Consider the following 19391-nt stretch of genomic DNA (forward strand, 5'->3'; position numbering starts at 1 on the left):
TCCATGCCTACCTTGCGGCCATGTCATAGCTGAACCGATAGGCGCGAGCCGAATCGGTTCTTATGACCTCGTGTTTGATGCCCAATTCCGGATGTGTGAGTGTGACATCGTGACTGCCCAGGCTCACTCGTATTGGGTGGTCCATGGGCGTCGTGTCGACTATCCTGCCGTCGATCGCGACCACTGCCCACGGCGTGACACTGATATCCACATTTGCCACCTCGCGGTCCAAATTGACCGCGAGCGTGCAGGACGGCTGGTCCATCAGGAGCGTCCGGCTCACCTCAGGATAGTAGGGGTTGAGCAGTGTGACCACATGCCGGCCCTGGGGTAACACCGGTTCGGTCGACAGCGGTGTAGCTCCCAAGGACTTGCCGTCAATTGCCACGTCAGCCCAAGGCGTCACTGTAATCCGCAGCCGGCATTCAGCCGGCGGAGAGAGTTGGCTGTTCGGAGTGGCAATTCCGACGTCAGTGGTCCCGAGTTCGGTACTCGGCATTCCCGAGACAGGGGGCTGACCAGACAGACGGCGAGTGGTTGAGGAGTCGAGTATCCGAGTCTCGGTCACTGGACCACTTGAATCCCGCGAACCTGCAATCCTGCCGTACGAGGTGTCCGCGACCAGAGATGTCCCTTCTCCTGTAGACCTGTCGCCTGCATGACGTGAATGGGCAACAACCAGCGACACGGCTACGGCGGCGATCAGTAGACCGCACGCCGCCAGCCACACGCCACTGCGGCTTGGCGTCCTACGCCTTATGCTCGAGGCCTGACGTTGGCCGTCGGATGCGTTTAGCAGCCGCACCAACTCGTCGGCGGTATGCGGGCGCGTTGTTGCATCCTTGGCCAGCATCCGTGTCACGAGGTCGCTCAGCCCGGCCGGCAGGCCGCCCACGAGTTCCGCCAAAGGGCGAGGCTGGTGGTTAAGCACCAGGCTCAGCGCGTCGGCATAGTTTGAGGCGGCAAATGGGTTGAGTCTGCTCAGCGATTGGTAGATGACAATACCGAGGGCGAAGATGTCGGTCGCCGCGTCCACTCTCTGGCCCCGGGCCTGCTCCGGCGACATATAGGATGGTGTGCCGATGACGCATCCTTCTTGTGTGAGTTCGCCGAAGTCACGCGCGCAGGCAAGCCCGAAGTCGGTGAGTTTCACTTCGCCGGTGTCCGAGATCATGATGTTTGCCGGCTTGAGGTCACGGTGAATCACGTCTTGCCCGTGGGCGTAAGCAAGCGCCCGCGCCACTGCCAGCACGATGGGCGTAAGTTCGGCAAGCGTCAGATGCCCCTTCTCTGCCAGCAGTGCGTCGAGGGTCCGGCCTTCGATGAACTCCGAGGCGATGTAAAAGTCGTCGTCGGTGCCGAAGTCGTAGACGGTCACGATGCCCGGGTGCTTCAGCCTCGCCTGCAGCAAGGCTTCTCGCCGGAACCGCTGTACCAGGTCCGTATCCGCAGTCAGCCGCGGGTGGAGTACCTTGAGCAGGACGTTCCGGTCCAACACTCGGTCCTTGGCCTTGTAGGTCATGGCGACCATCCCTTCCTGGATGGTCTCCAGCACCTCGTACCGCTCAGCGCGCTTCATGCCGTCAGCACTTCAGCTTCTCGTCTCTAGCGTCCGCTTTCGTCTTCGTGCTTCCACTCGGCCAGCTTGTTGAGGAGCGTCCGGCGGGATATCCCCAGGCTTGCGGCCGTCCGGGTCCGGTTGCCATTGAACGCCTTGAGCCGATCGAGAACAACTCGCTTCTCGATTTCGGCGGCGGTGCCCTCAATCGCCCTGTTCGTTTCGGACGACGCAGGCAGCATGATGTCCTGTTCGGTGAGCCTTTCGCCGGAGGAGAGTACTACCGCTCGTTCGATGGCGTTCTCCAGTTGTCGGATGTTTCCCGGCCAGGTGAAGTTCACCAGCTTGTCAAGCGCCGGGGCGGTGATACCGGTCACGTGTTTGTTTTGTCGGGCAGCGCTGGTAGTGAGGAAGTGGCTGGCCAGGAGCGGGATATCATCCCGGCGCTGGCGTAGGGGCGGCAGTTCGATGGGAATCACGTTCAGCCTGTAGTAAAGGTCCTCGCGGAACTTCCCCTCATGCGCCATCAGTCCGAGGTTGCGGTTGGTGGCGCTCATCACGCGCACGTCCACGTGCTGGTTCTCGGTGTCGCCGACTCTGCGTACTTCGCCGCTCTGAAGCGCCCGCAGGAGTTTGGGTTGAAGCGGCAGCGGCATGTCCGATACCTCGTCGAGGAACAGCGTGCCCCCGCTCGCTGCCTCGAACAGCCCCTGCTTGTCGGTCACCGCGCCGGTGAACGAGCCCTTTCGGTGGCCGAAGAGCTCGGATTCGAGCAGGTTTTCAGGAATGGCACCGCAGTTCACCGGGACGAACGCCGCCTTCTTGCGTGGCCCGGAGTAGTGAATCGCCCGGGCGACGAGTTCCTTACCTGTGCCGGTCTCACCGGTGATGAGCACCGGCGCATCGGTCGGGATTACCCGCGCCATCATCTCGTAGACCGCCTGCATCGCCGGGCTCCGGCCGACTATCTCTGGAAACTGGCGCCAGTCGCCCAGGGCCGAGCGCAACCGGCCGGTCTCCTCGGCCAGCCCCGAGCAGAGCCGGGCGTTCTCGATGGCCAGCGCCGCAATGTTGGCGAAGGGGCGCAGGAAAGCAAGCGCCGAGTCACTGAACACGTTGCGGTCGGTGCGGCTGTCCACGTAGATGGCCCCGACCACTCTCTCCCGGCTTACCAGCGGTGCCACCGCGACCGACCGCACCTGGCCGATGATGAGGCTTTGCGCGCCGGGGAATGCGCCGGGTGCGTCCACGAACACCTTTGCCTCGCGGTTGGCCACGACTTCGTCGAGCACGGTCCTCGACACGCCGCTTAGCTCTTTCTCCACCGGGCCGTCGATATGCCGGGCCGCACGTACGGCAAGGCCACCGGTCTTCTCGTCGGCCAGAAGCAAGAGCCCGCGCTCGGCGTTCATGGTCCTCAGGGCTTCATCCAGTACCTGACCGAACAGCACGTCCGGGTCCATGATGGAATTGAACAACTGACTGACGCGAAAAAGGGCTTCGTATGTTTCACTTGGCATGGAATAGCTCCTCGGCTGAACGTGATGAGTTGCCGAACTGGTCGATGGCCTCAATGGTCCAGTAGTAGTCGCCGGAATCGAGCAGCGAAGACTGAAAACGCCAGGTGGTGTCGGCGGCGTCGAAATCCGCGGCAACGCCGGCCGGACTGCCGCTCACAATCCGGACCAATTCACCGTGGTAGGTCACACCAAAGCCGTGGTCGAACCGGTACCAGGAAAAGGTGGTGTCCTGCGACAGTGTATCCAGGCCACCGGATGGGAACGCCGGTTCCGGCAGGTCGGTCATGATGCGAGTGATTCCGTCCAACGTCACCTCAGCTTCCGTGGATTCCATGTCAACCACGCAGAACCGCACGCTTTGTCCCACCAACGTGTCGAGGCTCTGCCCGGGCAGGTCGGTGGAATAGAGAGTCTGGGTGAACATCATCTCGTCCGGGTTGTAGTTCAGCCGCTGGGAGTAACCGACGGCCGGTATCTGAACCATGACCGAGTCGACATCCGCCTCTCCGTCATTGTCCCCGGCCATCGCTGACAGCGTGCAGAACTTGAGCGGCTCCGGCGGCCAGTCCCGGCCGTAGACATGGGTCGTCACCCGGCAATTCTGGAGGTATGGCAGGCCATCCAGGTACGTGGTCATGGTGTCGATTTCACCCTTCACCAACGCGAGGCGTGAGGACTCAGCCGCATACCCTTGGGCGGTAACGAAGACCCACGCGCTCTCTGCCGGCAGTTCCCGCAAATCGAAATTGCCGGCGGAGTCGGTCTCGACGACGCGCCCGCTTGCCGGGATGCTGATTCTGGCTGCGGCTATGGGCGTTGCGCGTCGCGTCAGCACGCGGCCGCTGATGTTGCCGCCCAGCGCCGGGTCAAGCGGGTTATCCCGAGGGGCGTCCCATGAGCAGCGCAGCGTCAAGAGCACCGCGAGCGCGACCAGAAACCTGATGCAGCAGCGCCTGAGCATCATTGAATTCAGCACTAGCTTAGCACGGCAGTAGCTCCGTTCAAGTAGAGGCAGGTTGGAATGAGTCCGGCTTTGCTATGGAACGGGGCAGAAGCAGGCTACCGGTTCCCGAAGCCAGAGAGCCGGCGTTGCACACGCTGCCCGGCCCACGCAGCCGGCGTCATGCGTCGGTCGCGGGGCATGTAGGATGAGACAGACAGCAGGTCATTGCCGAGTGCAGCCCCGTCCTTCGTTCAGTCGGCCGCTTTGACGGCGGGCTCCGCCACTGTGCTGCCGGGCCTGGAGACGGCCGGTGACAGGAAGTAGATTCCGGGACGAAGTCCTTCGCCGACTCTGTCGCCCCTGCAGACGGCGACCTGCCGCCCAGCGGCGTCCGATAGAATAAAGACATCAGTCTCGTGTCCGGGGACGCGGGCAAAGGAAGTGAAGGGATTGGGCTGAATCAGAATGTATGTTGCAGCGGCGTGCTCCCGGGTCGGCGGCTGCTCGGTGATGGCGTTGCCGTTGGCGTCGGTCTTGATCAGGCAGACGTCGTAGCTCCCCGCACCAAAGAAGTTAGTGCAACCCGCGATGATGTAGCCACCGTCGGTAGCCTGCCGGACCGAGTAGGCCATGTCGTCCCCTGGACCGCCATAGGTCCTGGTCCAAAGCTCATTGCCCGAGGCATCAGGCTTGATGAGGTAGACATCCTCGTGGCCTGCACCAAAGGACTTGGCATAGCCTGCAACGATGTACCCGGCATCACTGGTTTGCTCAACCGAGTAGCCGACGTCGTCACTCGGCCCGCCGTAGGTTCTCCTCCAGCCGGTTTGGGCAAAGGCAGCAGGAGCAAGGCAGAAAACGAGCACGGGAACAAGCAAGCAGCCAGCGTAGATCCTCGATGTCACTCTTGTCTTCCTCCGATGTCTGCGGTTCGATTCATGCCGTGAATCGAACCTGACTCAACGGCTTTAATTGAGTATACGAGAATAGCGGTTTCTCGACTCTCGCGCTACTGGCCTGGCAGGGCGCCTGCCCTGGCTGCGGCCGCCGGCGCTGCGCGTCTCGTCAGTCCGCGGCCGCTGATATTGCCGCCGATTGCCGGGCCAAGCAGGTTGCTGCAGATTGTGTCCCACGAACAGCGCGGCATCAACAGCAACGCGAGCGTGTGTACGGACTTGATGCAGGAGCGTGTCCGGTCCATCAATTGAGCGCCAGCTTAGCACGACGGCGGCGCTGTTCAAGTGGAGGCAGTCGGGCTCGGGCAGGGCTGCGTCAGAGGGGAACCTAAGCGGACGGGTATTCTCAAGCCCCAAGAGCAAACGACGCACGTCCGACCGGTATTGCGGCAAGCCGCCGGCGTGGCCCCGCCACGCGGATGGCTACTTTGGCTTCGGTCTCACGCCGATCACATTCGGTATCGGCCAGGCGGTCTGGTTCGCGTCGGACTCATGCATCCTTGTTTCATAGCTGCCGACCAGTTCGACCTCGCGGCCGCCGGCGGCTACGTACATCTGGGCTACCGGCCCGCCGTCCAGATGTTGCGCGCAGACCAGCCCGAGCGGCAGGGAAAGGAGTATCTGGTCGAAGTCGTGCATGCTGTACGGCGAGCGGCAGAAGATGAGCAGTGCCCGGCCCTGATCGTCCTCACCGAGCGCGGCTTCGCTCCAAATCTTAGTCTGGTCTGACCAGCGGTTATCGCCCGGCCGCCGAATCAGCCTGAGGTTCTGCACAACGTAGCGGTAGTCCTTGCGGATCGTCTTGATGCTTGCGCCCGAGTCCAGGTCGAACATTCTGAAGCCCGGCTTATCGCCCGAGCGAGGCCCGAAGGCGGCGACCGACTGGTATCGGTTAGCCCTGCCGCAGCGCAGACCGTCCATCGCGAGGAAGCCGACGTGAGTGGAAGCGTCCCGCGCGTACATCCCGGCGTTGATGGCGGCCACCATGCTTTCCTGCTCACACCACTCCCTTGTTGTCAGCTTCTGCCGGTCCTTCCGCTGACTGGCGCACAGTATCTCCATGTCCCACAACGACGGGTCAACTCGAAGCACGGTAACTACCTCGTCGCCGGCCGGGCTCGACTCACCGGCCGGGAAAGATGCCAGCTCCAGTCCCGGCTTGAGTACGTGCCAAACATCCGCGGCGTGTCCTGCGCAGATGGCCAGCGACAAGGCCGCGGCCCAGTGAAGAAGGAAGGGCCGAGTACGACGATGCAATGTCCTCAGCACGTTTGCCTCATGCGCACTGACGCTGCTCACCTGGCCGCGTCCGCCCGGGGCGGCTGTCCAAATGCGGCCGGTCATCGCTTCTTCAACTCCTGAATCGTCGCTCGCGCCTTGGCTGTAAGTTCACTATCCGCCGGTGGCGCGATGGCGAGGAAATGCTCATAGCCGGCAATCGCGTCAGCGACGTGCCCGGCAAGTTCACAAGCCCTGGCCATGTGATAGTTGGTCACGACCAGGCTCGAGTCCAGTTTCAGCGCCAGGCTGAAGTCCTTGATGGCCGGTTCGTACTCACCTTTCCCCAGGTAGGCGAGCCCGCGGTTGTTGCAGGCGTCGGCGTTGTTCGAATCCTGCTTGAGCACCTGGTCGTAGTCCTGGATGGCAAGCTCGTGCTCGCCTTCGGCCTCGTACGCGACCCCGCGATTGTTGCAGATGTCAAAGGCGTAGTCCGGGCGCAGTTTCAGCGCCTTGGTGTAGTCCCGAATGGCCAGGTCGTTCTCGCCTTTGTCATGATGGGCGAGCCCGCGGTCGCGGTAGACCATGAAGTCACTTGAATCCAGCCTGAGCGCGCTGTTGTAGTCCTGGATGGCCAGGTCGTTTTCCCCGTTGTGCTGGTGGGCCAGCCCACGGTCGCTGTAGGCCTGGGCCCAATTCGGATTCAGTTTGAGCGCCCGGCTGTAGTCCTGGACCGCCAGCTTGTAATCGTGCTTGTGGTAGTCGTAGATGAACCCGCGCTCCTCGTAGGCACTGGCGTTGTTCGGATTCAGCTTGAGTGCCTGGCTGTAGTCGATAAGGGCCGAGTCGAACGCAACTATGGCATCGTAAACCAGTCCACGGTTGTAGTACACGGCGGCGCTGTCGATTGAAGATCCCTTTAACGCCTCGGTGTAGTCCTGAATCGCCTTCCGATACTCGCGTTTGCCATAGTAGGCGGCCGCGCGGCCGCAATAGGCGTTCCCGGCAGACGGCGTGAGCGCCAGCACCTGGCTGTAGTCCCGTATTGCGAGTGCGAACTCGCCCTCGGCTTTGTGGGCGACTCCGCGGTCGTACCACAAGGAGACGTCTTTCGGACTCAGCTTGAGCGCCTGCGTGTAGTCTTTGATGGCCAGCTCGTCCTCGCCTTTGGCATGGTAGATGGTTCCGCGGCCGTCGAAGGCGCTGACGCAGGTCGAGTCCCGCTTCAGGACCTGGGTGTAGATTGCAATGGCCCGGTCATACTTTCCCTTGTTCTCAAAGACACTTCCACGACCGCGGTGCAAGAGAGTCGAATCGAGCTCCATCGCGCGGCTGCCGTCCTGAGCGGCCAGGTCGTGCTCGCCTCGGTCACGGTGCGCGTTCGCCCGGCCGTCGTAGGCGCTGATGCAGGTGGAATCCAGCTTGAGCGCCTGGGTGTAATCCTGGATGGCCGGGTCGTCCTCGCCTGCAGCGCGGTATGCGTTCCCGCGATCGACGTAGGCGTAGGCAAAGTCCTGATTCAGCTTGAGCGCTTGACTGAAATCCTGAACGGCTCGTTCGTACTCGCTCCTGGCCTCATGAGCGATGCCCAGGTTGTAGTAGGATGCGGGGTCATTCGGACTCAACTGGAGCGCCTGACTGAAGTCCCGGAGCGCAAGGTCGCACTTGCCCTGGTCCAGGCATGCCTGCCCGCGGCCGATGCAGGGATAGGCGGAATAGGGGCTAAGCTTGAGCGCCTGCGTGTAGTCCCGGATTGCCAGCTCATACTCGCCTTTGGCCAGATAGGCGTACCCACGGCCCGTGTAGGCGCCGGCATAGGTGGAATCCAACCTCAGGGCCCGCGAATAGTCCTCAACAGCCAGGTTGTCCTCGCCCTTGTCATGATAGGCGGCTCCGCGCCTGCCGAAAGAGTAGGCGTCACCCGGATTCAGCTTGAGCGACTGCGAGTAGTCCTGAATCGCCAGATCGTACTCACCATTCTCCAGATAGGCGGCTCCGCGGTCGGTGTAGGCGGTCGAGTCATTCGGGTCCTGCCTGAGTGCCTGGGTGTAGTCCTGGATAGCACGGTCGTCGTCGCCTTCGGCATGATAGACCTTTCCGCGGCTGCGGTGGGCGCGAGTGTCATTTGGATTCAGCTCCAGAACTCGGCTGAAGTCCTGAAGGGCGAGGTCGTACTTGCCTTCGAAGTAGTATGCCCGTCCGCGGCTGAGGTAGGCCTCGGTATCATGCGGGTTGCGTGCGATTGCCTCGCTGAACTGCGGAATCCACTCGTAGTCGCTCGTGTCGAAAGCAGGGGCACCTTGCACTACTGAGCCCGCTGCCGGCTCGGCTCGGACTGCGCGCATGCCGGCAAGAACCATGAGTCCGAGCATCAGACCGCAGTACGGCTTTGCGTTTCTCACGTCAGAAGTTGAGGCTGAGGCCTACTCCTGCACGGCCCGGCTGCGATTCGGGAATCTCCGGCTCTTGACCAGCCGGTCCAGACGGACCAGCAGGTCACGCTCAATCGTGACGGCGACTTTCGCTGTACTCACGCTGTTCTCTTTTAGTACGACATGTTATGATACCGCGCCTGCCGGGTCAACGTAGCGCATCTGCCTGCGACGAGGGGGTGATCGAGGGATCAGACATGGTTCCTCCTCATGAGGCTTGGTTAATGCTCTATGACGCTGCGTTCGGGGGAGTCAACAAGTTCATTCTTACGTCGGTCCACTTACGCGCGGCCACGCGGGCAAGCGAGGGGCCGCGCCTTGCGGGCGCTGCCCTCTTCTCGCCAGCTCATTCTGGCTGCCGGAATGGGTCCGGTAACGGCGAAGTTCGTGCGCAGGGCCCGACGGCTGCTGCGCTTGACGAGTTATGGGCATATGCCTATAATAGATCAGTACCCAATTCATGCCACGTCCCACGTACTGTCGGAAAGTAGCCGGCAAGCCCGGTGCCTGCGTGTTCAAGCCCGCCGGGGTGCCCGCGTGCCGGCTCAAATGGCTGAACCTGACGCTGGACGAGTTCGAGGCCGTGCGCCTGGCCGACCTGGATGGTCTGCACCAGGAAGAGGCGGCGGCCAGGATGAAGATCTCCCGCCAGACTTTCGGGCGCATCGTCGAGAACGCGCGCCACAAGGTCGCGCAGGCGCTCAGTTCGGGCATGGCACTGAGCATCGACGGCGGCGTGGTCTGCACTCCCGCGGACCGGTGCCGCAAGTGCGACCGGAGGAAACGGGGAATGGGCTGCCACCTGAGAGAGAAAGCATGACGAACGCAAGTAAGCAGAGTTTCAGCACCCGGCTCATTCACGCCGGGGTTTCCGAGGACGAGCACGGCAGCGTCGTGCCGCCTATCTATCAGACATCGACATTCGCTTTCCGGAGCGCCGAACAGGGCGCGCGCCGCTTCTCCGGTGAGTCAGCCGGCTACATCTACACGCGGCTCGGCAATCCTACCGTGCGGGCCTTCGAAGATGCCATTGCCGCGCTGGAAGTCGGCGTCGGTGCGGTCGCGACCAGTTCCGGGATGGCTGCGGTCACAACCGCTCTCCTGGCGTTGCTTCGATCTGGAGACCATGTGGTCAGCACCGCTTCGGTATATGGTCCGTCCCGTGTGTTAATGGAGGAGCACCTGTCCCGATTCGGCCTCGAATCGGCGTTCGTCGACACCTCGGATATCGGCGTGGTCAGAAGCGCGCTCCGACCGGAGACGAGGGTGATCTACGTCGAGACGCCCTCGAACCCGATGATGCAGGTCACCGATTTGCGGGCCGTGGCAGCGCTGGCGCACGCCAACGATGCGTCGCTTGTTGTCGACAGCACTTTCGCGTCCCCGTATCTCCAGCGGCCGCTCGAACTCGGTGCCGACGTCGTCCTTCACTCGGTAACGAAGTTCATCAACGGTCATGCCGACGTCGTTGGCGGAGTCCTGGCTGCGCGCGACCCCGGTCTGGTCGCATCTCTCCGCAAGACGATGACGCTCACGGGCTGCTGCATGGACCCGCACCAGGCGTTCCTGGCGCATCGCGGTCTCAAGACGCTGGCGCTGCGCATCGAGCGGGCGCAGTCGAACGCTTTCGACATCGCCCGCTGGCTGGAAGGGCGTCCTGAGGTTGCCTGGGTCCGTTACCTTGGGCTTGTCAGCCACCCGCAGCACGACCTTGTCCGCCGCCAGATGAAAGGTCCCGGGACGATGATCAGCTTCGAGTTGCGCGGCGGCATCGAGGCGGGCCGGCGGCTGATGAACCGTGTGAAACTCGCGACCTTGGCCGTGTCGCTCGGCGGTGTGGAGACGCTCATCGAGCACCCGGCTTCGATGACCCACGCCTGCGTGCCCGAGGAAGATCGGCGCGCCGCGGGCATCAGCGACGGACTGGTTCGCTACTCAGTCGGAATCGAGGACGTCCGCGACCTCATCGCCGACCTCGAGCAGGCTCTAGTCGGTTCGGAGCCGCGCTCGTTGCCGCATCATCAAGAAACCGAACCCGCAATAGTTACCACTGACCTGGCTAAGGAGTGAATTCAATGCGAATAGCAGTTACCTGCGACAATCCGACGACGGTGGCCGGCCATCTGGGCCGGGCGCCAATGTTTCTGATTTACGACATAGAGGACGGCAAGCCCGTGCTCAAGGAGCAGAGGATGAGACAGGACGCTGGCCACCACGAGCACTGCGGCGAATCGCCGCATGGAGCCGGTCATCAACACGGCGAAGGCCACCACGACCACGCAGGCATATTGTCCGTGGTCGGGGACTGCGCTGTGGTTGTGTCGCGGGGCATGGGGCGACGTATTGCTGTCGACCTTGAGGCCCGGGGTATCCGGCCTGCCGTCATCGACCGCGACCTGCCACCGGCTGAAGCTGCTGCTTGCGCGGCCGCGGGCCAGTGCTTGAAGCCCGGCGGGTTCTGCGGGTGCGAGCATGCCTGACGCGCCCGAGCAACCGTCGTCGTCGGCCCAGCCGTCGCCCATCCACAACTCGCTCCTGGTTTTCAGCGGCAAGGGCGGCGTCGGCAAGACGACAGTCGCCGTCAACCTGGCGCTGGGCCTCGCTCTGGAAGGAAAACGCGTGGGACTGCTGGATGTGGATATTCACGGCCCGAATGCGGCCCACATGCTCGGCGCCGACGGGCTGGCAGTCACAGTCACTAACGGACGTCTGGTCCCGCCAACCGGCGCAGGCGGTGTCAAAGTCATGTCGATGGCCTACCTCCTTCCTGACACCGATGCGCCGGTTGTCTGGCGCGGCCCGGTCAAAGGCAACGCCATCAGGCAGTTCATCCGAGAGATCGACTGGGGCGAGCTTGACTGGCTCGTGGTCGACTCACCGCCGGGCACGGGCGACGAGCCGCTGTCGGTGGCCCAGCTCCTGCCGGGTACCTACGGTATCATCGTGACCACGCCTCAGGCAGTGGCCCTGATGGATGCCCGCAAGGCCGTGGCTTTTGCCCGTCTGCTCAAGGTTCGCCTGCTCGGGATTATCGAGAACATGAGCGGCCTTGTCTGTCCGCATTGCGGTAAGGAGATTGAGTTGTTCCCGGTCGGCGCGGCCGAGAAGCTCGCCCGCGAACTGCTGGTACCGTTTCTCGGTCGCATCCCGCTCGACCCGCGCATGGTGACCGGCGGCGATACCGGTCGCCCGATCCTGTCTGAGGATGACAAGTCCGAACCGGCGCGAGCATTCCGTGCCGTCGTCGGTCGCATCCTCGCAGCCGCCGACAAGCCCGGTGTCGCCTGACTGCTGCGGCTTGCGTCAGCTCCATGACTGAGGGTGTTTGCCGGTCAGGGGGGACGGCGGTACTACCAAAGAACGTATTCCTGACCAAAGGAGTAGGCGTCCACCGCGAGAAACTGGCGAGCTTCGAGGGCGCTTTGCGCAACGCCCGGATAGCGGCCTGCAACCTCGTCCGCGTCTCTTCTATCTTCCCGCCGGGTTGCCGGATACTCCCTCGCGAGAAAGGCTTGAAGCTGCTGACTCCGGGCCAGGTTACCTTCGTGGTGATGAGCGACAACGCTACCTGCGAGCCGCACCGGCTTCTGTCCGCCTCAGTCGGCATAGCCGTACCCAAGGACAGCACCAAGTACGGCTACCTTTCCGAGTACCACTCGTTCGGCGAGCGCGAGGAACGCGCGGGCGACTACGCCGAAGATCTGGCCGCGCAGATGCTGGCCACGACGCTGGGCGTCCAGTTCAACGCTGACACCAGCTACGACCAGCGCAAGGAGATCTGGAAAATATCCAGCCAGATAGTACGCACTCAGAACATCACCCAGAGCGCCATCGGCAACAAGAACGGCCTCTGGACGACCGTGGTCGCCGCAGCGGTATTGGTCGGATGAGCTCCTCCGGCACGCATCGACACTTCCACATGCACCCGGAGGCTGAGCGCCGGCAGTGGCAGAATCCGGAGAGCGTGCTGGCCCTTGCCGGGTTGAAGCCGACGATGACCTTTGTGGACCTTGGCTGCGGCAACGGGTTCTTTGCCCTGCCCGCAGCGCGGGCCGTGGGCGCCAAAGGCCGAGTCTATGGCGTTGACGCCAGCCCTGAGTTCATTGAGGAACTGCGCACGCGGGCCGAAGCCGAGGGACTAAAGAACTTGACCCTGACGACCGGGCGCGCCGAGGAGACGCTCCCCTGCGAGCAATGCGCCGACATCGTCTTTATGGGTAATGTCCTGCACGACTTCGATGACCCGGCCCAAGTGCTGGCGAACGCCCGCAAGATGCTCAAGCCCACCGGCGTGCTGGTCAACGTTGACTGGAAGGATAAGCCATCACCCATGGGGCCGCCAATGTCAATCCGTTTCTCGGCGGCGCGAGCGTCCGGGTTGATAGAGAATGCCGGTTTCAGTGCCGGAGCGCCGCAGGACGTCGGGTCGTACCACTACCTGATTCTAGCTCGCCCGCGTAGCGAATAGCCGCTCCGGGTTAGCGCGGCAAGCAACTCGACCAGCGACCGCGCTCAGGGGTGCGGGAGTTTCGGGGCTATTTGCTGGCTTCGGTATCGGCCTGCGTCGCACGGGTTGGCCAGCGAAGGATCACGATCAGCAAGACGATGCCGACCACAGTCATCCCCAGCGCGACAATCTGATTGCCCCAGAGGTTCGTCTTGTTCTCATAGTAACGCACGAAGTCGATGCCGAATCGGAAGAGCGAGTAGACTACTAGCAAGACTGCAGACAACACGCCCGGCTTCAGGTTCCGCCGTTCAAGCCAGAGCGCGAACAGGAACATCAGAAACCCGGCGGCCGATGAGTAGAGTTGGGTCGGGTGAATCGGTTGGCCGATGAAGGTCGCACCGGCCGGGGAGTTCGGCGGGAAGACGATTCCCAAGGGGCTGCACGTGGGCGAGCCGAAGCAGCAGCCGTTCAGGAAGCAACCGATGCGAGTGAACCCTTCGCCTAGCACTATTGCCGGCGAGACCGCGTCCATCATCCGGCGTACCGGCAGCCTTCTGAGCCAGATGAACAGCACGCCCGCGACAATGCCGCCCAAGAACCCGCCGTAGAACATCAGGCCGCCGAGCCCGCCCCGCCAGAACGCGATGATCTTGATGAGGTCGTGGCTGAACTCCTGCCAGTGGAACGCGACGTAGAAGAGCCGTGAGCCAAGCACGACCGCGAGCAGCACCCAGAGCGCAAGGTCGGATACCTTTCTGGGTTCGACGCCGAACTTCTTCGCCCGGCGTTCGACTACGCCGATGCCGACCACGAATGAGATGAACAGCATCACCCCGTACGAGTAGATGTGCAGGCCGCCTATCCTGAGCAGGATTGGGAACACCAAACCATACTAGGCTTCGGGCCGAGCCAGTCAACAAAGTTCTCCCCGAGATAGACAAGCGCTGTCTGAGTGATGGCCTTCGGGCGAATCCGGTGCGGTGTGCCGCCGGCTGTCGTCGTCTTCTTCAACCGTACGAACCTCGTCCTCGTCCGGGCCGGAAGCTGTCAGCCGAGGGGCGTCTGCGTTGGATCGGCAGAAACCGTCCAACGTTGACCTCTGAGGTCCCTGTCCGTCAGTACACCGTCTGCTGGCGCTGCCTTCTGTCTCATATTGTGGTGTCATGCTGTGGTTGACAACTCAGGGTCGTCAGGTCATAATGGACTCCGTAGCGCCAGATAGGCGGCGGCGCAGGTCGCCAACCACATAGTGGCGCTGAGTGGTCGTCAAGGTGATGACAGCGCGGAGGCACGCGTGAAGTGTTGTGCTTGGGATCGCTATTGGGCCTGTAATCCAACAAGCTCTTTCCAAAATCGGGCCGTGAGGATGAGGATACTCCTATGCGCAGCTGCGCTGCTTCTCGGCGCGAGCGTCGGGTGGGGCTTGCCGGTGCCAGATACAATCCTGCTGCCGGACTCGCTGGGGCCGCTGCGGCCGGGCTATCATCTGGCCTTCGGCAGTTCAACGGACAACATCTACGTCGCGAGTGAGTCGTCGGACATCATGGTTGTGGATGGGAACACCTTCCAGCGCATCAAGCGCATCCATACCGGCACGCCGGTCGGAGGTGCGCTGCTCGTCTCCCAGCACAACCGGCTATACTGCTCGTATCCCAAGCAGGGCCGCATCGGCGTCATTGACTGTGCGACGAACACTGTGATTGGTACGATTCCGGTCGGGACGTGCCCGACGTCGCTCTGCTACAGCACAAGCAGCGACAAGCTCTATTGCAGCGACACCATTGACTGCACGGTATCCGTAATAGACTGCGCCGATGACGTAGTCATGAAGGCTATTCACGTCGGCAACGGCCCGACGGCTATCGCCTATGAACCGACCACCAACAAGTTGTATGCAGGTACTCCGGATGCGCTCCTGGCGGTGTCCTGCTCAAGGGACTCCATCATCGCAACTATCTCTTCTGTCAAAGGCGCAAGGGGTCTGTGTGTCAACAAGCATCTCCAGAAGGTGTATGTGGCGGGTGTAGATAGTGCGTACACATGGACCATGAGCGTGGTCTCCGCCGTCTCAGATTCACTGTTAACCAGCGTGCCGGCTGGTGGCAACGTATTCCCTCGCCTGGTCTGCAACGAGGTCACAGACCGACTATATGAAGCAGTCAACAGCGGTTCTGAAATATGTGAGTTTGACTGCGTGGGAGATACCTACACTCGGGTTGAATCCATGGGCGGTCTCTTCGTGGCGCGAGGCCTGGTTAGTGACTCTGTCAATAACCGGTTGTACTACCTGCTGGACGGAGAGGTCGTTGTGATGGACTGCGCGAGCATGCGGGGCAAGTACGTAATCCTGGTCAACGGATATCTTGCCACCTTTGAAATAGACCCAGCCCGGTACAGGGTGATGTTCGCAGGCGGAAACTGGGAGAGTGTGCTGACGGCGCTCGACTACAAGGGTGACAGCCTTCGTGCAGTGGGCGGTGCGCCGCTCTGCGGCTGGAACGGCAAGCCGTGCCGCAACACTGCTGAAGGTAAGTTGTACTACTGGTGGGGACCGCTGGCAGGCGGCCTTGGTGTGATAGACGAGCAAACCAAGCGTGTGATCAAGCTGGTTTCCATGCCCCAGGCTGCCAGCGACTTCCTGATATACAGCCGGCTGAGCAACAAGCTCTATTTCCCAGTCATGCTTGGTCCCTGGCACGGACAGACAGGCATCGGAGTGATGGACGGGTCGATGGATAGCCTCCTTAAGGTCATCGAGTTCGGAGACGGCCACCCGCCAAGCGTTTTCTGCTATTGCCCGGAGGATGACAAGACGTACTGGAGCGTGTATGGCGGTGCCCGCACATATGTCGCTGCCGTGGACTGCCGGAGCGATTCTGTCGTATCGAAAATGGACGTCTCCTATCCAGTTGACGGGATGCAGTACCTTGGGAATCACCATCTGCTCCTTTGGGAGAAGAACGAGCGGCTGATCCTACTCGACAGCCGCACCGACAGTGTTTTGGTCGACAGCGCAATGTCTGGCATATGTGCGGTCGCGCACACTGGCGACGGCGAGAAAGTCTATGTCGTCCGCGGCCACAGGCTGGAGGTCCGGGGTTCCAATTCGTTGGACTTGCTTGCGACCGTTGACTGGGTCTACGACCGGGCCGTGGATCCGTTTCTCATGTGCGCTGATTCTACTAGCAGGCTCTGCTGGTTCGTGCGGGATCAGTTTCCGATCGGACCGGATAGCGTTCTGACGATAGATACACACGGCGATACTGCAGTTGGGCGGCTGGGCGTAGGCTTCATGCAAGCGCAGGGCTGCTTGGACCACTCCGGTAGGTATGTTCTAAACCCCGACCCTGCGAACGACTACTACCAGAATCCTGACTCCAACAGCTTGATCATCTATGATACGCAATCCGACAGTGTGGCGGCTATCTATGGGGATCTGCCAGTTCCCAATTCTGTCACTCCGAATCAGAAACTGCACCGCATCTATGTCGGGTGTCAGGACGTCATGCTTGTATACCCCGACGCACCGCCTGGAGTCCAGGAAACGCAGAACGCCAAAGTGCGACCGACGAAGTGCGGCCCCACAGTCGTGCGCGGAGTGCTTGTTCTCGACGCAGTGGACAGCAGACAGCATGCAGCACAAAGGGCGGATCTGCTGAATGTTGGTGGGCGGAAGGTGATGGACCTGAGGCCGGGCGCGAATGATGTGCGGGCGCTGGCACCGGGGGTGTACTTTGTCCGGGAAGAGCCCCAAGCCGCAAGCTCCAGACCGCAGGCTGTCCGGAAGGTTGTGGTGGCGAGGTAGGGCAACAAGAAGACAGAATACCGTAGACAGAATACAGGTCAGGGGCGGGCGAAAGCCCGTCCCGTCTGTCAGCGGGGACGGCAAGGCGCGGCATGCCAACATGGTCGGTTCTCACGGAGAACGATGAGCGATGAGCGCGGAACGATGAACAACGGGCACGAGTGATGGCAGGGCCGGTTGAGACGATGCTGACGGCCGACAGCCTACGGCCTACAGCCTGCAGTCAGCGCATCCTGACGACATAGCAGGCGGTTCCTGACGCGCAGGAGGGCGGATTTCGGGTTCACCGAAAGCTCGAAAAGAACCGAGGGTTTAGTGATTCTCTCCGGCAGAGCATAACTTTAGCACGCTCAGTTGGTTAGCCCTCATCGTGTTGCGGAGAGTCCGCATATAGGGGTCGCCTGGGGGCTAGCCTTCGAAGGAGCGTTCGAAGAAGCCATGAAACAAGCCTTGAAATGAGCTTTGAGTTGAGCTTTCAGGGGAGCTTTGACCCGAGCCTTCGACGGAGCTTTCAGGCAAGCGATGTGAGAAGCGATGCGCTGAGCTTTGAGACGAGCGATGCGCGAAGCGATGTCGCGAGCATTGAGATGAGCGATGGAAGAAGCGATGAAGTAAGCCTTCGAGTAAGCGTTCTACGATGCTTTCCAGCGAACTCTGTAGCGAGCTTTCTAACGAGCTTTCAAGGGAGCTCTAAGAGGAGCAATGAGGAGAGGGACGAAGGATGAGTGATGAAAGAGGAAGACGGGCAATTCAGAATTCAGAGACCAGAATGCAGAGCACTCCGAGAATGGAGCACTCGACCACGGATGAACACAGCGCGGCCTCGGAGGCCGCAACCAAACCCGAGGTAACCGCAGATGTCGCAGGTGAGGCGGAGGCGGGATGTCTAGCCGAAGCGGCCAGAGATGTAGTTCTCGGTGTCGGTTTCTTTAGGGTTAGTGAAGATCTGCTTGGTCGTGCCGAACTCTTTGAGCACGCCGAGCATCATGAAGCCCGCATAGTCGGAAACGCGGGCCGCCTGCTGCATGTTGTGGGTCACGATGACGATGCAGTACTCCTTGGCGAGGCCGCGCATCAGTTCCTCAACGTGGAGCGTGGCGATGGGGTCGAGAGCGGAGCACGGTTCGTCCATCAACAGCACCTCGGGCTCGACCGCGAGCATGCGGGCGATGCAGAGCCGCTGGCGCTGTTCGTCGGTGAGGCGGAGTGCGCTCTCGTTCAGTTTGTCTTTGACCTCGTCCCACATATGCACCGAGCGGAGGCAGCGTTCGACGATGGCCTGTAGTTCGGAGCCGTTGTTGGTGCCGTGGACGCGCGGACCGTAGGCGATGTTGTCGAATACCGTGAGCGGGAATGCGTTGGGGCGCTGGAAGACCATGCCGACGCGCTTGCGGAGGTCGAGCACGCTCAAGCCATAGACGTCGCGACCGTCGAGCAGGATTGAGCCCTTGATGCGTGCGCCGTCCACGAGTTCGTTCATCCGGTTGAGGCTGCGCAGCAGGGTTGACTTGCCGCAGCCCGACGGGCCGATGATGGCGGTTATCGAACGGCACGGGAAGGCGATGGATACCGATTTCACGGCCTGGAAGGTGCCGTAGAAGACGTCGAGGTTCCGAGTTTCGAGTTTGGTATCCATTTTAGATTTTGGATTCTAGATTTTGGATTGCCTGATTGCCGTCCACCAATCTAAAATCGAAAATCCTAAATCTAGAATCCCTCATCCGATTCTCCCCGAGACGTAGTCGTCGGTGCGCTTCTGTTTGGGCTTGGTGAATATCTGCGCCGTTGCGCCTTCTTCTACCAGGTCGCCGGACAGGAAGAACGCGACACGGTCGGAAACGCGGGCCGCCTGCTTCACGTTGTTGGTCACCAGCACCCAGGTGAACCGGGTCTTCAGTTCCCGCATCGCATTCTCAATCTGGGCCGTGGATATCGGGTCGAGCCCGGACGTCGGCTCGTCCATCATGATGACCTCGGGGTCGACCGCGACGGTACGGGCGATACAAAGGCGCTGTTGCTGGCCGCCGGAGAGGCGTAGGGCAGACGTGCTAAGGCGGTCCTTTACCTCGTCCCAGAGCGCGGCGGCGCGCAGGCTCTGTTCGACCACGTCGGCGATTCGGGACTTGCGCAGCCGGGCCTTGAGGCGCGGGCCGTAGGCGACGTTGTCGAAGATGGTGCCGGGAAGCGGGACCGGTGTGGCGAATATCAGTCCGACCCGGCGCCGCAGGACGTCGACGTCGAGCTTCTTGACTTCCGTGTCGTCGAGCAGGACGTCTCCGGAACGGAGCAACTCCCGCTGCGTCTCAATCAGGCGGTTGATGACGCGGAGGAGCGTGGTCTTGCCGCTGTGGGCCGGGCCGATGACGGAAACGATGGTATTGGCCTCGATGTCGAGATTCACGCCCTTCAGTATCAGGCTCTTGTTGACCGCGACCGCGAGGTTGCGGATGGAGATCTTAGGGGCAGGTTGAGGTCCAGGTTGAGGTTGAGGCATGGGGCTTCCAGAACC

General features: G+C 61.7%; 17 protein-coding genes. 6 read left to right on the forward strand and 11 right to left on the reverse strand.

Annotated elements, in window-relative coordinates; translation table 11 throughout:
- Window positions 1–7: 7 nt before the first annotated feature.
- The 7 genes from VMH22_14580 to VMH22_14610 all read right to left on the reverse strand — a co-directional run bounded on the left by VMH22_14580 (window position 8) and on the right by VMH22_14610 (window position 8597).
- Complete coding sequence (locus VMH22_14580; GenBank protein HTW92914.1) at window positions 8–1579, reverse strand: serine/threonine-protein kinase; 1572 nt, start codon at window positions 1577–1579, stop codon at window positions 8–10.
- 26 nt (window positions 1580–1605) lie between these two features.
- Entirely contained in the window at window positions 1606–3078 is a 1473-nt protein-coding gene (locus VMH22_14585) for a sigma-54-dependent Fis family transcriptional regulator (GenBank protein HTW92915.1), read from the reverse strand.
- Entirely contained in the window at window positions 3068–4042 is a 975-nt protein-coding gene (locus VMH22_14590) for a carboxypeptidase-like regulatory domain-containing protein (GenBank protein HTW92916.1), read from the reverse strand. Before VMH22_14590 ends, VMH22_14585 begins: the two co-directional genes overlap by 11 nt.
- Window positions 4043–4272: 230 nt before the next feature.
- Window positions 4273–4926 carry a hypothetical protein gene (locus tag VMH22_14595; protein ID HTW92917.1) on the reverse strand — a complete coding sequence of 218 codons (654 nt, stop codon included), beginning with the start codon at window positions 4924–4926 and terminating at the stop codon, window positions 4273–4275.
- 104 nt (window positions 4927–5030) lie between these two features.
- On the reverse strand, window positions 5031–5222 hold the full coding sequence (locus tag VMH22_14600; GenBank protein HTW92918.1) for a hypothetical protein: 192 nt from the start codon (window positions 5220–5222) through the stop codon (window positions 5031–5033).
- A gap of 178 nt (window positions 5223–5400) precedes the next feature.
- Window positions 5401–6246, reverse strand: coding sequence for a phosphodiester glycosidase family protein (locus tag VMH22_14605; protein ID HTW92919.1), 846 nt, complete (start codon window positions 6244–6246; stop codon window positions 5401–5403).
- Between the two features lie 71 nt (window positions 6247–6317).
- Window positions 6318–8597, reverse strand: a complete 2280-nt coding sequence (locus tag VMH22_14610; GenBank protein HTW92920.1) for a tetratricopeptide repeat protein — start codon at window positions 8595–8597, stop codon at window positions 6318–6320.
- 490 nt (window positions 8598–9087) lie between these two features.
- Between VMH22_14610 and VMH22_14615 the strand changes: the two genes are divergently transcribed.
- Window positions 9088–9447: a DUF134 domain-containing protein gene (locus VMH22_14615; GenBank protein HTW92921.1), complete on the forward strand. Its 360-nt coding sequence runs from the start codon at window positions 9088–9090 to the stop codon at window positions 9445–9447.
- The gene (locus VMH22_14620) at window positions 9444–10697 is read left to right on the forward strand and encodes a PLP-dependent aspartate aminotransferase family protein (protein ID HTW92922.1); all 1254 of its coding nucleotides are present in this window, start codon (window positions 9444–9446) and stop codon (window positions 10695–10697) included. Before VMH22_14615 ends, VMH22_14620 begins: the two co-directional genes overlap by 4 nt.
- A gap of 2 nt (window positions 10698–10699) precedes the next feature.
- Here the strand turns inward: VMH22_14620 and VMH22_14625 are convergent, their stop codons facing one another.
- Window positions 10700–11101, reverse strand: coding sequence for a hypothetical protein (locus tag VMH22_14625; GenBank protein HTW92923.1), 402 nt, complete (start codon window positions 11099–11101; stop codon window positions 10700–10702).
- Between VMH22_14625 and VMH22_14630 the strand changes: the two genes are divergently transcribed.
- The 3 genes from VMH22_14630 to VMH22_14640 are packed head-to-tail and all read left to right on the forward strand — an operon-like array spanning window position 11100 to window position 13095.
- Window positions 11100–11915 carry an Mrp/NBP35 family ATP-binding protein gene (locus VMH22_14630; protein ID HTW92924.1) on the forward strand — a complete coding sequence of 272 codons (816 nt, stop codon included), beginning with the start codon at window positions 11100–11102 and terminating at the stop codon, window positions 11913–11915. The genes VMH22_14625 and VMH22_14630 overlap by 2 nt on opposite strands.
- A 23-nt stretch (window positions 11916–11938) precedes the next feature.
- Window positions 11939–12517, forward strand: a complete 579-nt coding sequence (locus tag VMH22_14635) for an arginine decarboxylase, pyruvoyl-dependent (GenBank protein ID HTW92925.1) — start codon at window positions 11939–11941, stop codon at window positions 12515–12517.
- Between the two features lie 29 nt (window positions 12518–12546).
- Complete coding sequence (locus tag VMH22_14640) at window positions 12547–13095, forward strand: class I SAM-dependent methyltransferase (protein ID HTW92926.1); 549 nt, start codon at window positions 12547–12549, stop codon at window positions 13093–13095.
- Window positions 13096–13162: 67 nt separating this feature from the next.
- On the opposite strand, the gene lgt is transcribed toward VMH22_14640, so the two are convergent.
- Window positions 13163–13960, reverse strand: a complete 798-nt coding sequence (gene lgt, locus VMH22_14645; GenBank protein HTW92927.1) for a prolipoprotein diacylglyceryl transferase — start codon at window positions 13958–13960, stop codon at window positions 13163–13165.
- Between the two features lie 546 nt (window positions 13961–14506).
- Between lgt and VMH22_14650 the strand changes: the two genes are divergently transcribed.
- Window positions 14507–16882, forward strand: coding sequence for a YncE family protein (locus tag VMH22_14650; protein ID HTW92928.1), 2376 nt, complete (start codon window positions 14507–14509; stop codon window positions 16880–16882).
- Window positions 16883–17768: 886 nt separating this feature from the next.
- Here VMH22_14650 and pstB read toward each other — a convergent pair.
- Window positions 17769–18518: a phosphate ABC transporter ATP-binding protein PstB gene (gene pstB / locus VMH22_14655; protein HTW92929.1), complete on the reverse strand. Its 750-nt coding sequence runs from the start codon at window positions 18516–18518 to the stop codon at window positions 17769–17771.
- 81 nt (window positions 18519–18599) lie between these two features.
- On the reverse strand, window positions 18600–19376 hold the full coding sequence (locus VMH22_14660) for a phosphate ABC transporter ATP-binding protein (GenBank protein ID HTW92930.1): 777 nt from the start codon (window positions 19374–19376) through the stop codon (window positions 18600–18602).
- Window positions 19377–19391 lie beyond the last annotated feature (15 nt).

Source organism: bacterium (assembly GCA_035505375.1).
GTDB lineage: Bacteria > Hydrothermota > Tepidihabitantia > Tepidihabitantales > Tepidihabitantaceae > UBA2258.

Bases quoted from the DNA above. Each gene is read 5' to 3' on its own strand.
- VMH22_14615 (HTW92921.1), top strand. From the start codon at position 9,088: ATGCCACGTCCCACGTACTGTCGGAAAGTAGCCGGCAAGCCCGGTGCC.
- VMH22_14580 (HTW92914.1), bottom strand. From the start codon at position 1,579: ATGAAGCGCGCTGAGCGGTACGAGGTGCTGGAGACCATCCAGGAAGGG.
- VMH22_14630 (HTW92924.1), top strand. From the start codon at position 11,100: ATGCCTGACGCGCCCGAGCAACCGTCGTCGTCGGCCCAGCCGTCGCCC.
- VMH22_14660 (HTW92930.1), bottom strand. From the start codon at position 19,376: ATGCCTCAACCTCAACCTGGACCTCAACCTGCCCCTAAGATCTCCATC.
- VMH22_14600 (HTW92918.1), bottom strand. From the start codon at position 5,222: ATGGACCGGACACGCTCCTGCATCAAGTCCGTACACACGCTCGCGTTG.
- VMH22_14625 (HTW92923.1), bottom strand. From the start codon at position 11,101: ATGCTCGCACCCGCAGAACCCGCCGGGCTTCAAGCACTGGCCCGCGGC.
- VMH22_14585 (HTW92915.1), bottom strand. From the start codon at position 3,078: ATGCCAAGTGAAACATACGAAGCCCTTTTTCGCGTCAGTCAGTTGTTC.
- VMH22_14620 (HTW92922.1), top strand. From the start codon at position 9,444: ATGACGAACGCAAGTAAGCAGAGTTTCAGCACCCGGCTCATTCACGCC.
- VMH22_14640 (HTW92926.1), top strand. From the start codon at position 12,547: ATGCACCCGGAGGCTGAGCGCCGGCAGTGGCAGAATCCGGAGAGCGTG.
- pstB (HTW92929.1), bottom strand. From the start codon at position 18,518: ATGGATACCAAACTCGAAACTCGGAACCTCGACGTCTTCTACGGCACC.
- VMH22_14590 (HTW92916.1), bottom strand. From the start codon at position 4,042: ATGATGCTCAGGCGCTGCTGCATCAGGTTTCTGGTCGCGCTCGCGGTG.
- VMH22_14635 (HTW92925.1), top strand. From the start codon at position 11,939: ATGACTGAGGGTGTTTGCCGGTCAGGGGGGACGGCGGTACTACCAAAG.